At 71.1% G+C, this 14,378-nt stretch carries 13 protein-coding genes, 1 pseudogene and 1 riboswitch; of the genes and pseudogenes, 12 read left to right on the top strand and 2 right to left on the bottom strand.

Features of this window, described 5'->3' with window-relative positions; translation table 11 throughout:
• Positions 1-65 precede the first annotated feature (65 nt).
• The 8 genes from shc (at position 66) to ACIBBH_RS09840 (ending at position 9,084) form a co-directional block, all read left to right on the top strand.
• Positions 66-2,123, top strand: a complete 2,058-nt coding sequence (gene shc, locus ACIBBH_RS09875; protein ID WP_399403738.1) for a squalene--hopene cyclase — start codon at positions 66-68, stop codon at positions 2,121-2,123.
• Positions 2,123-2,764, top strand: coding sequence for a 1-hydroxy-2-methyl-2-butenyl 4-diphosphate reductase (locus ACIBBH_RS09870; protein ID WP_399403737.1), 642 nt, complete (start codon positions 2,123-2,125; stop codon positions 2,762-2,764). Before shc ends, ACIBBH_RS09870 begins: the two co-directional genes overlap by 1 nt.
• Before the next feature lie 5 nt (positions 2,765-2,769).
• Positions 2,770-3,792 carry an adenosyl-hopene transferase HpnH gene (gene hpnH, locus ACIBBH_RS09865; RefSeq protein WP_399403736.1) on the top strand — a complete coding sequence of 341 codons (1,023 nt, stop codon included), beginning with the start codon at positions 2,770-2,772 and terminating at the stop codon, positions 3,790-3,792.
• A gap of 4 nt (positions 3,793-3,796) precedes the next feature.
• Positions 3,797-4,912: a flavodoxin-dependent (E)-4-hydroxy-3-methylbut-2-enyl-diphosphate synthase gene (gene ispG / locus ACIBBH_RS09860; RefSeq protein WP_399403735.1), complete on the top strand. Its 1,116-nt coding sequence runs from the start codon at positions 3,797-3,799 to the stop codon at positions 4,910-4,912.
• Positions 4,913-4,948: 36 nt separating this feature from the next.
• Positions 4,949-6,859, top strand: a complete 1,911-nt coding sequence (gene dxs, locus ACIBBH_RS09855; protein ID WP_399403734.1) for a 1-deoxy-D-xylulose-5-phosphate synthase — start codon at positions 4,949-4,951, stop codon at positions 6,857-6,859.
• Positions 6,856-8,241 carry an aspartate aminotransferase family protein gene (locus ACIBBH_RS09850; RefSeq protein ID WP_399403733.1) on the top strand — a complete coding sequence of 462 codons (1,386 nt, stop codon included), beginning with the start codon at positions 6,856-6,858 and terminating at the stop codon, positions 8,239-8,241. Before dxs ends, ACIBBH_RS09850 begins: the two co-directional genes overlap by 4 nt.
• Before the next feature lie 76 nt (positions 8,242-8,317).
• Positions 8,318-8,965 carry a helix-turn-helix domain-containing protein gene (locus ACIBBH_RS09845; protein WP_399403732.1) on the top strand — a complete coding sequence of 216 codons (648 nt, stop codon included), beginning with the start codon at positions 8,318-8,320 and terminating at the stop codon, positions 8,963-8,965.
• On the top strand, positions 8,962-9,084 hold the full coding sequence (locus tag ACIBBH_RS09840) for a DUF6126 family protein (RefSeq protein ID WP_399403731.1): 123 nt from the start codon (positions 8,962-8,964) through the stop codon (positions 9,082-9,084). Before ACIBBH_RS09845 ends, ACIBBH_RS09840 begins: the two co-directional genes overlap by 4 nt.
• Positions 9,085-9,102: 18 nt before the next feature.
• On the opposite strand, the gene ACIBBH_RS09835 is transcribed toward ACIBBH_RS09840, so the two are convergent.
• Positions 9,103-9,900, bottom strand: coding sequence for a tyrosine-protein phosphatase (locus ACIBBH_RS09835; RefSeq protein ID WP_399403730.1), 798 nt, complete (start codon positions 9,898-9,900; stop codon positions 9,103-9,105).
• A gap of 374 nt (positions 9,901-10,274) precedes the next feature.
• Here ACIBBH_RS09835 and ACIBBH_RS09830 point away from each other — a divergent pair.
• The 4 genes and pseudogenes from ACIBBH_RS09830 to ACIBBH_RS09815 all read left to right on the top strand — a co-directional run.
• Positions 10,275-10,487, top strand: a pseudogene (locus ACIBBH_RS09830) (GH36 C-terminal domain-containing protein); the annotation flags it as partial.
• Between the two features lie 307 nt (positions 10,488-10,794).
• A riboswitch (cyclic di-AMP (ydaO/yuaA leader) is annotated at positions 10,795-10,954 on the top strand.
• 4 nt (positions 10,955-10,958) lie between these two features.
• Positions 10,959-11,885 (top strand): peptidoglycan DD-metalloendopeptidase family protein, encoded by a 927-nt coding sequence (locus ACIBBH_RS09825; RefSeq protein ID WP_399403729.1) that lies wholly within the window; start codon positions 10,959-10,961, stop codon positions 11,883-11,885.
• Positions 11,886-12,026: 141 nt separating this feature from the next.
• On the top strand, positions 12,027-12,593 hold the full coding sequence (locus tag ACIBBH_RS09820) for a DUF6250 domain-containing protein (protein ID WP_399403728.1): 567 nt from the start codon (positions 12,027-12,029) through the stop codon (positions 12,591-12,593).
• Positions 12,594-12,656: 63 nt separating this feature from the next.
• Positions 12,657-13,442: an SGNH/GDSL hydrolase family protein gene (locus tag ACIBBH_RS09815; protein WP_399403727.1), complete on the top strand. Its 786-nt coding sequence runs from the start codon at positions 12,657-12,659 to the stop codon at positions 13,440-13,442.
• Positions 13,443-13,732: 290 nt separating this feature from the next.
• On the opposite strand, the gene ACIBBH_RS09810 is transcribed toward ACIBBH_RS09815, so the two are convergent.
• Positions 13,733-14,347: a TetR/AcrR family transcriptional regulator gene (locus ACIBBH_RS09810; RefSeq protein WP_399403726.1), complete on the bottom strand. Its 615-nt coding sequence runs from the start codon at positions 14,345-14,347 to the stop codon at positions 13,733-13,735.
• Positions 14,348-14,378 lie beyond the last annotated feature (31 nt).

Genomic DNA, 14,378 nt, shown 5'->3' with positions numbered 1-14,378 from the left:
CCCGCGCACCGGCCGACGGCGGACCCACAGCAGCACGACGCGCACGACTGCACGAAGGGGAAGCCATGACAGCGACGACCGACGGAAGCACCGGGGCCACACTGCCGTCCCGCGCTGCCGCGGCCAGCGACACCGACATCACCACCCCCGTGGCGGCCGGGGTGCACGAAGCCGCCGCACGCGCCGCCCAGCGCGCCACCGACTTCCTGCTGTCCCGGCAGGACGCCGAGGGCTGGTGGAAGGGCGACCTCGAGACCAACGTCACGATGGACGCCGAGGACCTGCTGCTGCGTCAGTTCCTCGGCATCCGCGACGAGGCGACCACCCGGGCCGCCGCCCTCTTCATCCGCGGCGAGCAGCGCGAGGACGGCACCTGGGCCACCTTCTACGGCGGCCCCGGCGAACTCTCCGCCACCATCGAGGCCTACGTCGCCCTCCGCCTGGCCGGTGACGAGCCCGACGCGCCCCACATGGCCCGGGCCTCGGCCTGGATCCGCGAGCGGGGCGGCATCGCCGCCTCCCGTGTCTTCACCCGGATCTGGCTGGCCCTGTTCGGCTGGTGGAAGTGGGAGGACCTGCCCGAACTCCCGCCGGAGCTCATCTACTTCCCCAAGTGGTTCCCGCTCAACATCTACGACTTCGGCTGCTGGGCCCGGCAGACCATCGTGCCGCTCACCATCGTGTCCGCGAAGCGCCCGGTGCGTCCCGCGCCCTTCCCGCTCGACGAGCTGCACACCGACCCGGCCGACCCCAACCCGGCCAAGCCGCTTGCCCCGGCCGCGAGTTGGGACGGTGCCTTCCAGCGCCTGGACAAGGCGCTGCACCGGCTGCGAAAGGTCGCGCCGCGCAGACTCCGGCGGGCCGCCATGAACTCCGCCGCCCGCTGGATCATCGAACGGCAGGAGAACGACGGCTGCTGGGGCGGTATCCAGCCGCCCGCCGTGTACTCGGTCATCGCCCTCTACCTGCTGGGCTACGACCTTGAGCACCCCGTGATGCGCGCGGGCCTGGAGTCGCTGGACCGTTTCGCCGTCTGGCGGGAGGACGGGGCCCGGATGATCGAGGCCTGCCAGTCGCCGGTGTGGGACACCTGCCTGGCCACCATCGCGCTCGCCGACGCAGGGCTCCCCGCGGACCACCCGGCGCTCGTCAAGGCCGCCGACTGGATGCTGGGCGAGCAGGTGGTGCGGCCCGGCGACTGGTCGGTCCAGCGGCCCCAACTGCCTCCGGGGGGCTGGGCGTTCGAGTTCCACAACGACAACTACCCGGACATCGACGACACCGCCGAAGTCGTCCTCGCCCTGCGCCGGGTCAGGCACCACGACCCGGAGCGCGTGGAGAAGGCCATCGGGCGCGGGGTGCGCTGGAACCTCGGGATGCAGTCGAAGAACGGGGCGTGGGGCGCCTTCGACGTCGACAACACCAGCCCGTTCCCCAACCGGCTGCCGTTCTGCGACTTCGGTGAGGTCATCGACCCGCCCTCGGCGGACGTCACCGCGCACGTCGTCGAGATGCTCGCGGTCGAGGGTCTCGCCCACGACCCGCGCACCCGGCGCGGCATCCAGTGGCTGCTGGCCGAACAGGAGCCGGACGGCTCGTGGTTCGGGCGCTGGGGCGTCAACTACGTCTACGGCACCGGGTCCGTGGTGCCCGCCCTGACCGCGGCGGGGCTGCCGGGCTCGCATCCCGCGATCCGGCGGGCGGTCGCCTGGCTGGAGTCGGTGCAGAACGACGACGGCGGCTGGGGCGAGGACCTGCGCTCCTACAAGTACGCCAAGGAGTGGAGCGGCCGCGGCGCCTCCACCGCCTCCCAGACCGCATGGGCGCTGATGGCGCTGCTCGCGGCGGGGGAGCACGGCTCTAAGGCCGTCGAGCGCGGCATCGCGTGGCTCGCGGCCACCCAGCGGGCGGACGGCTCCTGGGACGAGCCGTACTTCACCGGCACCGGCTTCCCCTGGGACTTCTCCATCAACTACCACCTCTACCGGCAGGTCTTCCCGCTCACCGCACTCGGCCGCTACCTGCACGGCGAGCCGTTCGCCGAGAAGCCGGCCCAGCAGTCCGCCGCACAGTCCGCGGCGCAGTCCGTCAAGGTGCCGCTCGCCGAGGCCGAGGGGAGCTGATGAGCACCCAGCCCGCCCCGGCCCCGCTGCTGATCGCCTGCGCGCTCGGCATCGAGCACCTCGCCCTGCGCAGGCGCGACCGCGGCGGCGCCGGCGGGCCGGTCACCGTGCTGCGCACGGGCATGGGGCCGAAGGCGGCGGAACGGTCCGTCACCCGCCTCCTGGCCGCACCCGAATGCGCCGGGGCCGCCGTCCTGGCCACCGGTTTCTGCGCGGGACTCGCCCCCGGTATGCACCCCGGCGACCTGGTCGTCGCCGAGGAGACCCGGGACCCGCGCGGGACCGTCCCGTGCGTCGGCACCGATCTGCTCGTCAAGGAACTCGCGCGCACCCTGCCCGGGCGTCCCGTCCACACCGGCCCGCTCACCGGCTCCGACCACGTCGTCCGTGGTCAGGAGCGGTCCGATCTGCGCGCGACCGGCGCAGTCGCGGTCGACATGGAGTCGGCGGCCACACTCCTGAGCGCCGTCCGCGCGGGCGAGCGCCCCGTTGCGGCCGTACGAGTGGTCGTGGACGCTCCAGAACATGAACTCGTCCGGATCGGCACGGTGCGCGGTGGAATATCAGCTTTCCGCGTTCTTCGTTCCGTACTTCCCGCTTTCTACGAATGGCACCGTTCGTTACTGCTCCCCCGGAGGTGAGCCAGATGGCCATGCCGCTGCGTCAGTCCATCAAGGTCGCTACATACCTGGCCGAACAGAAACTCCGTAAGCGGGACAAGTTTCCGCTGATCGTGGAGCTGGAGCCGCTCTTCGCCTGCAACCTGAAGTGCGAGGGCTGCGGCAAGATCCAGCACCCGGCCGGGGTGCTCAAGCAGCGCATGCCGGTCGCGCAGGCCGTGGGGGCGGTGCTCGAATCCGGTGCGCCCATGGTGTCCATCGCCGGCGGCGAGCCGTTGATGCATCCTCAGATCGACGAGATCGTGCGTCAGCTGGTGGCGAAGCGGAAGTACGTCTTCCTGTGCACCAACGCCATGCTGCTGCGCAAGAAGATGGACCTGTTCAAGCCCTCCCCCTATTTCGCGTTCGCCGTGCACATCGACGGGCTGCGGGAGCGGCACGACGAGTCCGTTGCGAAGGAGGGCGTGTTCGACGAGGCGGTGGAGGCCATCAAGGAGGCCAAGCGGCGTGGTTTCCGGGTGACCACCAACTCGACCTTCTTCAACACCGACACCCCGCAGACCGTCATCGAGGTGCTCAACTTCCTCAACGACGACCTCAAGGTCGACGAGATGATGATCTCGCCCGCCTACGCCTACGAGAAGGCGCCCGACCAGGAGCACTTCCTGGGCGTGGAGCAGACCCGCGAGCTGTTCAAGAAGGCCTTCGCGGGCGGCAACCGGCGCCGCTGGCGGCTCAACCACTCCCCGCTCTTCCTGGACTTCCTGGAGGGCAAGGTCGACTTCCCGTGCACCGCCTGGGCGATCCCGAACTACTCGCTCTTCGGCTGGCAGCGGCCCTGCTACCTGATGAGCGACGGGTACGTGCCGACGTACCGTGAGCTCATCGAGGAGACCGACTGGGACAAGTACGGCCGCGGCAAGGATCCGCGCTGCGCCAACTGCATGGCGCACTGCGGGTACGAGCCCACTGCCGTGCTGGCCACCATGGGATCCCTGAAGGAGTCCCTGCGCGCCATGCGCGAGACCGTCAACGGAAACCGCGAGTAGTGCCATGACCGCCATTCCCCTGGGCGTTCCCGAGGTGCCGGTCCGGCCGGTGGCGCCGCGGCGTGAGTCGCGGCGGATCCAGGTCGGTCCGGTGGCGGTGGGGGGCGGGGCTCCGGTGTCGGTGCAGTCGATGACGACGACCCGTACGTCCGACGTCGGGGCCACGCTCCAGCAGATCGCCGAGCTGACCGCGTCCGGCTGCCAGATCGTGCGGGTGGCCTGCCCGACGCAGGACGACGCGGACGCGCTCGCGACGATCGCCCGCAAGTCGCAGATCCCGGTGATCGCGGACATCCACTTCCAGCCCAAGTACGTGTTCGCGGCGATCGAGGCGGGTTGCGCGGCGGTCCGCGTGAACCCGGGCAACATCAAGCAGTTCGACGACAAGGTCAAGGAGATCGCGAAGGCGGCCAAGGACCACGGCACGCCGATCCGCATCGGTGTGAACGCCGGCTCGCTGGACCGGCGGCTGCTGCAGAAGTACGGCAAGGCCACGCCGGAGGCGCTGGTCGAGTCGGCCCTCTGGGAGGCGTCCCTCTTCGAGGAGCACGACTTCCGGGACATCAAGATCTCGGTCAAGCACAACGACCCGGTCGTGATGATCGAGGCCTACCGGCAGCTGGCCGAGCGGTGCGACTATCCGCTGCACCTCGGGGTGACGGAGGCGGGCCCCGCCTTCCAGGGCACGATCAAGTCGGCCGTGGCCTTCGGCGCACTGCTCAGCAGGGGGATCGGTGACACGATCCGGGTGTCGCTCAGCGCGCCGCCCGCCGAGGAGGTCAAGGTCGGCATCCAGATCCTTCAGTCCCTGGGCCTCAGACAGCGCCGGCTCGAGATCGTCTCCTGCCCGTCCTGCGGGCGTGCCCAGGTGGACGTCTACAGGCTGGCCGACGAGGTCACGGCCGGCCTGGAGGGCATGGAAGTGCCGCTGCGCGTCGCGGTGATGGGCTGTGTCGTCAACGGTCCCGGAGAGGCCCGCGAGGCCGACCTCGGCGTCGCCTCCGGCAACGGCAAGGGCCAGATCTTCGTCAAGGGCGAGGTCGTCAGGACCGTACCCGAGTCGAAGATCGTGGAGACCCTCATCGAGGAAGCAATGAAGCTCGCCGAGCAGATGAAGTGAGTCCGAAGCCAGGCACGGACCTAGAGGGGGCCCGACGTGACGATTCTGGAGACGATCCGGCAACCACGCGACCTGAAGGCGCTGTCCGAGGCGGATCTCGGTGAACTGTCGGAGGAGATACGCGAGTTCCTGGTGCACGCGGTGGCACGCACCGGCGGCCACCTCGGGCCCAACCTGGGGGTGGTGGAACTGACCATCGCGCTCCACCGGGTCTTCGAGTCACCGGTGGACCGCATCCTGTGGGACACCGGCCACCAGAGCTATGTGCACAAGTTGCTGACCGGCCGTCAGGATTTTTCCAAGCTGCGCGGCAAGGGCGGCCTGTCCGGCTATCCCTCGCGCGAGGAGTCCGAGCACGACGTCATCGAGAACAGCCACGCCTCCACCGCGCTGGGCTGGGCGGACGGGCTCGCCAAGGCCCGCCAGGTGCAGGGCGGGAAGGGCCACGTCGTCGCGGTCATCGGCGACGGCGCGCTCACCGGCGGCATGGCCTGGGAGGCGCTCAACAACATCGCGGCCGCCAAGGACCGGCCGCTGATCATCGTCGTCAACGACAACGAGCGCTCCTACGCGCCCACCATAGGCGGCCTCGCCAACCACCTGGCCACCCTGCGCACCACGGACGGCTACGAGAGGGTCCTGGCCTGGGGCAAGGACGTCCTGCTGCGCACCCCGCTGGTCGGCAACACGCTGTACGAGTCCCTGCACGGCGCGAAGAAGGGCTTCAAGGACGCCTTCGCCCCGCAGGGCATGTTCGAGGACCTGGGCCTGAAGTACGTCGGGCCGATCGACGGCCACGACATCATGGCCGTCGAGTCGGCGCTGCGCCGGGCCAGACGCTTCCACGGCCCCGTCCTCGTCCACTGCCTCACCGAGAAGGGGCGCGGCTACGAACCAGCCCTCGCCCACGAGCAGGACCACTTCCACACCGTCGGCGTGATGGACCCGCTGACCTGCGCGCCCCTCACGCCCTCCAACGCGCCTTCCTGGACCTCGGTGTTCGGGGACGAGATCGTGCGGATCGGCGAGGAGCGGGACGACGTCGTGGCGATCACGGCGGCCATGCTCCACCCGGTGGGGCTGGCAAAGTTCGCCGAACGCTTCCCGGACCGGGTGTGGGACGTCGGCATCGCCGAACAGCACGCGGCCGTGTCGGCGGCGGGCCTGGCGACCGGCGGCCTGCATCCGGTCGTCGCCGTCTACGCCACCTTCCTCAACCGCGCCTTCGACCAGCTCCTGATGGACGTGGCCCTGCACCGCTGCGGGGTGACGTTCGTCCTGGACCGCGCGGGCGTCACCGGAGTCGACGGTCCCTCCCACAACGGCATGTGGGACATGTCGGTCCTGCAGGTCGTCCCCGGCCTGAGAATCGCCGCCCCGCGCGACGCCGACCAGCTGCGCGCCCAGCTGCGCGAGGCCGTCGCCGTCGACGACGCGCCCACGCTGGTCCGCTTCCCGAAGGAGTCGGTCGGCCCTCGGATCCCGGCCGTCGGCCACGTCGGCGGCATGGACGTCCTGCACCGCGCCGAACGCCCCGAGGTGCTCCTGGTGGCCGTCGGCGTCATGGCACAGGTGTGCCTGCAGGCCGCCGAGCTGCTGGAGGCCCGCGGCATCGACTGCACGGTGGTGGACCCGCGCTGGGTCAAGCCCGTCGACCCGGCGCTGCCCGGCCTGGCAGCCGGACACCGCCTGGTGGCCGTCGTGGAGGACAACAGCCGCGCGGCCGGTGTCGGCTCCGCCGTGGCGCTGGCCCTCGGGGACGCCGACGTGGACGTACCCGTGCGGCGGTTCGGGATCCCCGAGCAGTTCCTCGCGCACGCCAAGCGCGGCGAGGTGCTGGCCGACATCGGCCTCACGCCGGTCGAGGTGGCCGGACGGATCAGCGCGAGCCTGGCCGCCAGGGACACCGCCGGCCCGGGCAGGGAGAAACAGGAGACAACTGAATGACCACGGAGTTCGACCTCGGCGCACTCCTGGCCGAGCGCGGAGCCGAGCGCTACGAGCTGCACGCCAGGTACCTCAACCACCAGCTCCCGCGCATGCTGCACACCATCGGCTTCGACAGGGTCTACGAGCGGGCCGAGGGCGCCTACTTCTGGGACGCGGACGGCGACGACTACCTGGACATGCTCGCCGGGTTCGGGGTGATGGGCCTGGGCCGCCACCACCCCGTCGTCCGCAAGGCGCTGCACGACGTCCTCGACGCGTCTCTCGCCGACCTGACCCGCTTCGACTGCCAGCCGCTGCCCGGCCTGCTGGCCGAGAAGCTCCTCGCGCACAGCCCGCACCTGGAGAGGGCGTTCTTCGGCAACAGCGGGACGGAGGCGGTGGAGACCGCGCTGAAGTTCGCCCGGTACGCCACCGGGAAACCCAGGATCCTGTACTGCGACCACGCCTTCCACGGCCTGACCACCGGATCCCTGTCGGTCAACGGCGAGGACGGCTTCCGGGACGGCTTCGCCCCGCTGCTGCCCGACACGGCCGTACCCCTCGGCGACCTCGACGCCCTGGCCCGGGAGCTGAAGAAGGGCGACGTCGCCGCCCTGATCGTCGAGCCGATCCAGGGCAAGGGCGTCCACGAGGCCCCGCCCGGCTGTCTGCGGGCCGCGCAGGAACTGCTGCACCAGCACAAGGCCCTGCTCATCGCCGACGAGGTGCAGACCGGCCTCGGCCGCACCGGGGACTTCTACGCCTACCAGCACGAGGACGGCGTCGAACCGGACCTGGTGTGCGTCGCCAAGGCCCTGTCCGGCGGGTACGTCCCGGTCGGCGCCACCCTCGGCAAGGACTGGATCTTCAAGAAGGTCTACTCGTCCATGGACCGGGTGCTGGTCCACTCGGCGAGCTTCGGCTCCAACGCCCAGGCCATGGCGGCCGGGCTCGCCGTGCTGTCGGTCATGGAGAACGAGCAGCTCGTGGCCAACGCCCGCGCCACCGGGGAGCAGCTGAAGTCCCGGCTCGCGGACCTGACCGGCAAGTACGAGCTGCTCGCCGACGTCCGTGGCCGGGGCCTGATGATCGGCATCGAGTTCGGCAGGCCGAAGTCGCTGAAGCTGCGCAGCCGCTGGACCATGCTGCAGGCCGCGCGCAAGGGCCTGTTCGCCCAGATGGTGGTCGTCCCGCTGCTGCAGCGGCACCGGATCCTCACCCAGGTCTCCGGTGACCACCTGGAGGTGATCAAGCTGATCCCGCCGCTGGTCATCGGCGAGCGGGAGGTGGACCGGTTCGTCGACGCGTTCACCGCCGTGATGGACGACGCGCACAACGGCGGCGGCCTGATGTGGGACTTCGGCAAGACGCTGATCAAGCAGGCGGTGGCCAACCGCTGAGCCGGAGGACCCGAGGCCGTTTTGCCTGGCGGGCAAGAAATTTGCCGCCGGGACAAGGCCGCGGGTCAATGGAGGCATGAACTCCTCCGCAGCCGAGCACCCGCACGAACACGGACCCGAGCCGTCGGCCGGGCCGGTCGGCGACCTGCCCGCCGTCGCTCCTCAGCTCCGCGCGCTGCGCCGCCGCGCCGGCCTCACCCTGGAGGCGGCGGCCCGCGCGGCCGGGCTCTCGCCCGCCCACCTCTCCCGCCTGGAGACCGGGCAGCGCCAGCCCTCTTTGCCGATGCTGCTCGCTCTGGCCCGTACCTACGGTACGACCGTTTCGGAGCTGCTCGGCGAGACGGTCGCGGACCGGGACGCGATCGTGCGCGCCGCCGACATGGAACCGACCCGGGCGGGCGGCTGGACGTACTGGCAGTCCGGCGCACCCGGCCGCGGGATGCAGGCCCTGCGCGTCCGCGTGCCGTACGGCTCCCAGGGCGACATGGTGCGCGTGCACCCGGGCGAGGAGTGGCTGTACGTCCTCAAGGGCCGGCTCAGGCTGCGCCTCGGGGACACCGCTCACCTGCTCGCGCCCGGCGACAGCGCGCACTTCGACTCGCTGACCCCGCACCGCCTCGCCGCCGAGGACCACGACGGCGTCGAGCTCCTCTTCGTCCACACCCTGCTGCAGAGCCCCACGGCCGCCCTGTGCCTGGGCCCCCTGACCGGAGACCTGACATGACCGACCTGGAGGAGAAGTTCCCCCGCGCCCTGTGGGTCCGGCTGATCATCTACATCGCCGTCGGCCACATCCTGGCAGCCTTCGTCTACCTGCTGTTCGCGGTGGGCGCGAAGGGCTGACCGCCCTGCGGAACTTCGTCAGTCGAGCAGCCGCTCCCGCAGCCGTTCCCGGATCTCCGGCGTGACCCCGAGCCCCTGCTCCAGGTAGGCGTCCACGCCGCCCCACGTCTCCTCGACCGTCTCGAACGCCGCCGTCAGGTACTCGGCACGCGCGTCGAACAGCGGGCCGAGGAGCTCCATGACCTCGGAGGAGTACGCCGAGTCGGAGCTGCCGCTGCGGCGCACCTTGTAGCGGCGGTGCTTGGCGTTCGACTCCAGGTAGTCGGCCAGGATCGCGTCCCGCTCCACGCCCACGGCGAGCAGTGTGACGGCGATGGACAGGCCTGCGCGGTCCTTGCCGGCCGCGCAGTGCATCAGGGCGGGGACGCTGTCCTCGGCGAGCGCGTGCAGCACCCGGGAGTGCTCGGCGGTGCGCTCCTTCATGATCTTGCGGTAGGAGGCGATCATCCGGTTCGCCGCCTTGCCGTCCGCGAGGAGCGCGCGCAGCTGGTCGAGGTCGCCGTCGCGGACCATCGTCCAGAACTCGGCGCCGTCCGCCGGGTCGCTCAGCGGCAGGTTCACGTTGCGCACGCCGGGCAGTTCGACGTCCGGTCCCTCGAGCCTGTGGTCGGCCGCGTTGCGGAAGTCGAAGATGGTGTGCAGCCCGAGGGAGGCGAGGAACGCCGCGTCCTCGTCGGTCGCGTGCGCGAGGTGCCCGCTGCGGAACAGCACCCCGTAGCGCACCCGCCGTCCGTCCACCGTGGGCAGACCGCCCACGTCCCGGAAGTTGCGCACTCCGGTCAGCTCCGGTTCGGTCGACGGGATCTGCTGCGTCACGGGGGCTCCTCCCAGCCGTTCCCGCCGTCGCGGCTCGTCGGCGGGCACCCTGTCGACGATACGACATCGGTTTTCCCGGGCAATGAGTTGTCCACAGGCGTTGCCTCCGCGGCCAAGAGCGCTTGATGATGTTGGCTCCACTGGGGCCCCAGGATCGCGCTCGCCGACGCCGAGGCCCTCGCCGAGCACCCGCTGCCCGGCTACCGGCCCTTCGAGTCCCCGCTCGACGGCCGCGAGGAGTATCCGGTCGAGGGCGGCCCCCGCTTCGTCAGGCCCGCCCCGTCCTTGCGCGCCGGACAGCGGCGCGATACCGAGTGGGCCTCGAGACGTACGACACCGACGACGGCGAACTCCGGCTGCGCTTCCGCGAGCTCGGGGACGAGGCCGTCGTCCTCGCCTGGCTCCAGGCGCAGCGGTACGGCGAGCCGGTCCCGGCGCTGCGGCTGCGCGGCCTCGACCCCACGGCGTCGTACGAATGCCGCGAAACGGGCGAAGTTCACCGGGGTGCCGTGCTGCTGCACCACGGGCTGCGCACCGGGCTGCGCGGCGACTTCGATGCGACGGTTCTCCGCCTGTGTCGCATCTGAGCTTTCTGTCCGAATTAGACCCTTCATTCCAAGTCGCTGTGAATTAGGGGGCCATGGGGATGGGGTGCGTGAGGAGCGTCATATTCGTGACCGTCCGTCGCGCGTCATGTCCACGTAATCCGCGGGATCTTCCTGGGATTTGATGCAACGAAGACGCATCGAATTCACGGAGGGTGACCGGGAATTCCCGTAACGGATCACGTGAAACGCGGACAGAGGGAACCATCTGGTTGTCCCTTCGCGTCCTGCTCGCTTACGTTCGCCATCAATCCGGACGGAACGCCGAATCCTGCCGCCGCCCGGAGCCCGCACACACTCACCCGTGCACGGCAGGAGCGGGGGACCCACCAGGTACGACTGCCTGTTCCGGTCTCCGGGACGGCTAGGGGTGAAGCCGCGCCCCGCGCGCGGCCGGGCAGCTCCAGCCCGAACCCGACAGCTCACCTCGCAGGCGTCGGAGAGGAATTCGCCATGCCCGCGAAGGGTAAACACCGCCGTCCCAAGACCCGGCGTTTCACGCGCTCGATCGCCGTCGCCGGCACGGGCGGCGCCGCGCTCGCCCTGCCTCTCATGGGCGCCACCGGTGCCCACGCGGCCACCGCAAAGGATTCCGTTTCGGAAAAGGCCGTCCAGACCGTACCGGTGGCCGGGAAGAAGGTCTCCGCGGCACAGCCGGGCGCACGCACCTACACGGTGAGGACCGGCGACTACCTCTCCAAGATCGCCGACGAGCAGCACGTCAGCGGCGGCTGGCACCGGCTCTACGAGGACAACCGCGAGGCCGTCGGCAGCGACCCCTCGCTGATCCACCCCGGCCTGAAGCTCACGCTCGGCAAGAAGGCCGCGCAGACGGGCGGCAAGTCCTCCGCCTCCGCCGGGTCTTCGTCGTCCGTGAAGTCGAAGTCGCAGTCGGAGTCCGGGTCCACGTCGCGGTCCCAGTCGCAGTCGGCGTCCCGGTCGTCGTCCCCCGCGTCGGCGAACACCTCCGCCGGCTTCACGCTCCCCGTGGCCAGCGCCACCGTCGGCACCGGCTACCACGTGGCGGGCAGCATGTGGTCCAGCGGCCACCACACGGGCGTCGACTTCGTCGTCCCGACCGGCACCTCGCTGAAGGCCGTGGGTGCGGGCACGGTCGTCTCCGCGGGCTGGGGCGGCGCCTACGGCAACCAGGTCGTGATCAGGCTCGCCGACGGCTACTACGCCCAGTACGGCCACCTCTCCTCGCTCTCCGTCTCGGCCGGCCAGACCGTGGCCGCGGGCCAGCAGATCGGCCTCTCCGGCGCGACCGGCAACGTGACCGGCCCGCACCTGCACTTCGAGATCCGCACCACGCCGAACTACGGCTCGGACGTGGACCCCGTCGCCTACCTCCGCTCGCACGGCGTCGCCGTCGCCTGACGACCGCGTCGCCCGTCCCTGGGTGACCGAAGGCCGGACCCCCGATCCCCGGGTCCGGCCTTCGGTGTGTCGACAGCGGGGCCGGGGCCCGGGCACAGTGACCTCCATCAGGAGCAAGGCCTTCTGCAGCCTTGGGGGCCCTTGTCCGGCAGCCCGCACCCCGCCCACGACGACTTCCGGCACGGTCTCGGCCAGTGGGTGACCGAACTGCAGGACGGCGGCAGCGTCACCGCCTCCCACGGCTTGCTGGACATCGACGTGCCCAGCGGCGCGACGGTCTGGTTCCGCCGGTGGCTCGAAGGGCCGTACGTCCTGGAGTACACCGCCCCGCCGGCGTCGCAGGGCGGGGCCAACGGCCGCGTCTCGGACCTCAACAACTTCTGGAACGCGGCCGGCGTCCGTTTCCCCGGCGACCTCTTCGCGACGCCGCGGGGAGGCGGGCTCGAGGAGTACGACTACCTGAAGACGTATTACGCCGGCTACGGCGCCAACTCCAACACCACCACCCGGCTGCGCCGTTACGTCGGCGACGCCGGGGTCCGCCCCCTGGTCTACGACTGCACCGGGCCCCTGCTCGTCGCGAACGAACCCCAGCGCGTCCGGATCGTCTCGGATCACCGGCTTCCGGGTGTGGCGTATTCCCGGATGACGCATGCCGGAGGAGTGGCTTATCTCACCGACCGTCAAGCCCGTATTACGGTCGCGTAAGTCACACCCCAAGGTGAATCATGGTCCGATGTGGCAGACGATTCGAAGAGTGACAACAGATCAGTGATCGGGTCGTACGTGGCGGTGGGGGACAGCTTCACCGAGGGCGTGGGCGACCCCGGCCCCGATGGGGCGTTCGTCGGCTGGGCCGACCGGTTCGCGGTACTGCTCGCGGACCGGCGGCCCGAGGGCGACTTCAGGTACACGAACCTCGCGGTGCGCGGCAAGCTGCTCGACCAGATCATGGCGGACCAGCTCCCGCGGGCCGTCGAACTCGCCCCGGACCTGGTCTCCTTCTGCGCGGGCGGCAACGACATCATCCGCCCCGGAACCGACCCCGACGAGGTGGCCGAGCGCTTCGAGCGGGCGGTGGCACAACTCGCCTCCGTCGCCGGCACGGTCATGGTGACGACCGGCTTCGACACCCGTGGCGTGCCCGTGCTCAAGCACCTGCGCGGCAAGATCGCCACGTACAACGGGCATGTCCGGGCCATCGCCGACCGGTACGGCTGTCCCGTGCTCGACCTGTGGTCCCTCAAGACGATCCAGGACCGGCGTGCCTGGGACGACGACCGGCTGCACCTCTCGCCCGAGGGGCACACGCGCGTGGCCCTGCGCGCCGGCCAGGTCCTCGGCCTCGAGATCCCGGCCGACCCGGAGCAGCCCTGGCCCCCGCTCCCGCCTCGCGGCACGCTCGAGGTCCGCCGCGACGACGTCCACTGGGCCCGCGAGTACCTGGTCCCCTGGATCGGCCGCCGCCTGCGCGGCGAATCGTCCGGCGACCACGTGACGGCCAAGGGCGCGCTGTCCCCGGACGACATCAAGATGCGGATCGCCTCGGTGGCCTGAGCGGGTTCCCTCCGGGGGCCGGCAGCGGATGGCCGGGGTGTACGGCGGCGGGTACGCGCGTGCGGGGCGACGGTGGTCCCGTACGGTGTCCCGCCGCGGTGTCGTCGTACGGCGGAGCGGGGGCGCACGGCGCTCCGCGGTTCGGCGTGGACGGAGGTCTGCGGGAGTCGCTGCCGGCGGGCTGCCCGGGCTCCGTTCGTACTGGCCGGGAGTCGGGACGAGGGCTCCGCGCCGGCTAGCCGGGCGCGGCTCTCCGGGCGGCCCGGCCCGAACCGTCCCTCCGTGGAACGCTACCCCTCCGTCAACCCGTCGCGGTCCAGGCCCAGTTCCCGGGCGAGGGCCTCGTCCATCCATTCCTGGGCCCGCGACCGGGCTACCGCGCCCGCGTACGACGTCAGCTGGACGGCGAGGCCGTCGAGCAGGGCCGTCAGGCGCAGGGCCGAGCCGGTCGGGTCCGGGCAGTGGAACTCGCCCGCGGCGACCCCCTCGGCGATGACTTCGGCGATCGCCGCCTTCCACTGCCGGTCCAGGTCACGGGTGACCTCCTGGAGGCCGGGTTCGCGCAGTGCCACCGCCCAGCCCTCGATCCACAGCCGCCAGCCCTTGGCCTGGCCGGTGGGCGCGTACCAGCGCACGGCGGCCCGCAGCCGGCGCAGCGCGGACGTACGGCGGCCCAGCAGCTTGCGCAGGTGGGCGAGGTCGCCCTCGGCCGCGTACGTGAAGGCGGCTGCGACCAGCTTCTCCTTGGTCTGGAAGTGGTAGAGGACCAGCGCGTTGCTCACGCCGAGCGACGAGGCCACGTCGGCGATCCGTACCGCCGCCACGCCCCGCGCCTCGATCTGCTCGACGGCGGCCCGCAGCAGTTCCTCCCGCCGCTCCGCCACGCTCAACCGCACTCTCGCCACGCGGTCACCCTAGGGCCTGTCCGGCGGCGGC

This window comes from Streptomyces sp. NPDC051636 (assembly GCF_044453765.1).
In the GTDB taxonomy this organism is placed as follows: Bacteria; Actinomycetota; Actinomycetes; order Streptomycetales; family Streptomycetaceae; genus Streptomyces.
The sequence above is the reverse complement of the archived record's forward strand: the minus strand, read 5'-3'. Positions and strand labels throughout refer to the sequence as shown.

Bases quoted from the DNA above. Each gene is read 5' to 3' on its own strand.
- ACIBBH_RS09840 (WP_399403731.1), top strand. From the start codon at position 8,962: ATGACCGACCTGGAGGAGAAGTTCCCCCGCGCCCTGTGGGTCCGGCTG.
- ACIBBH_RS09870 (WP_399403737.1), top strand. From the start codon at position 2,123: ATGAGCACCCAGCCCGCCCCGGCCCCGCTGCTGATCGCCTGCGCGCTC.
- ACIBBH_RS09850 (WP_399403733.1), top strand. From the start codon at position 6,856: ATGACCACGGAGTTCGACCTCGGCGCACTCCTGGCCGAGCGCGGAGCC.
- ACIBBH_RS09825 (WP_399403729.1), top strand. From the start codon at position 10,959: ATGCCCGCGAAGGGTAAACACCGCCGTCCCAAGACCCGGCGTTTCACG.
- shc (WP_399403738.1), top strand. From the start codon at position 66: ATGACAGCGACGACCGACGGAAGCACCGGGGCCACACTGCCGTCCCGC.
- hpnH (WP_399403736.1), top strand. From the start codon at position 2,770: ATGGCCATGCCGCTGCGTCAGTCCATCAAGGTCGCTACATACCTGGCC.
- ACIBBH_RS09845 (WP_399403732.1), top strand. From the start codon at position 8,318: ATGAACTCCTCCGCAGCCGAGCACCCGCACGAACACGGACCCGAGCCG.
- ispG (WP_399403735.1), top strand. From the start codon at position 3,797: ATGACCGCCATTCCCCTGGGCGTTCCCGAGGTGCCGGTCCGGCCGGTG.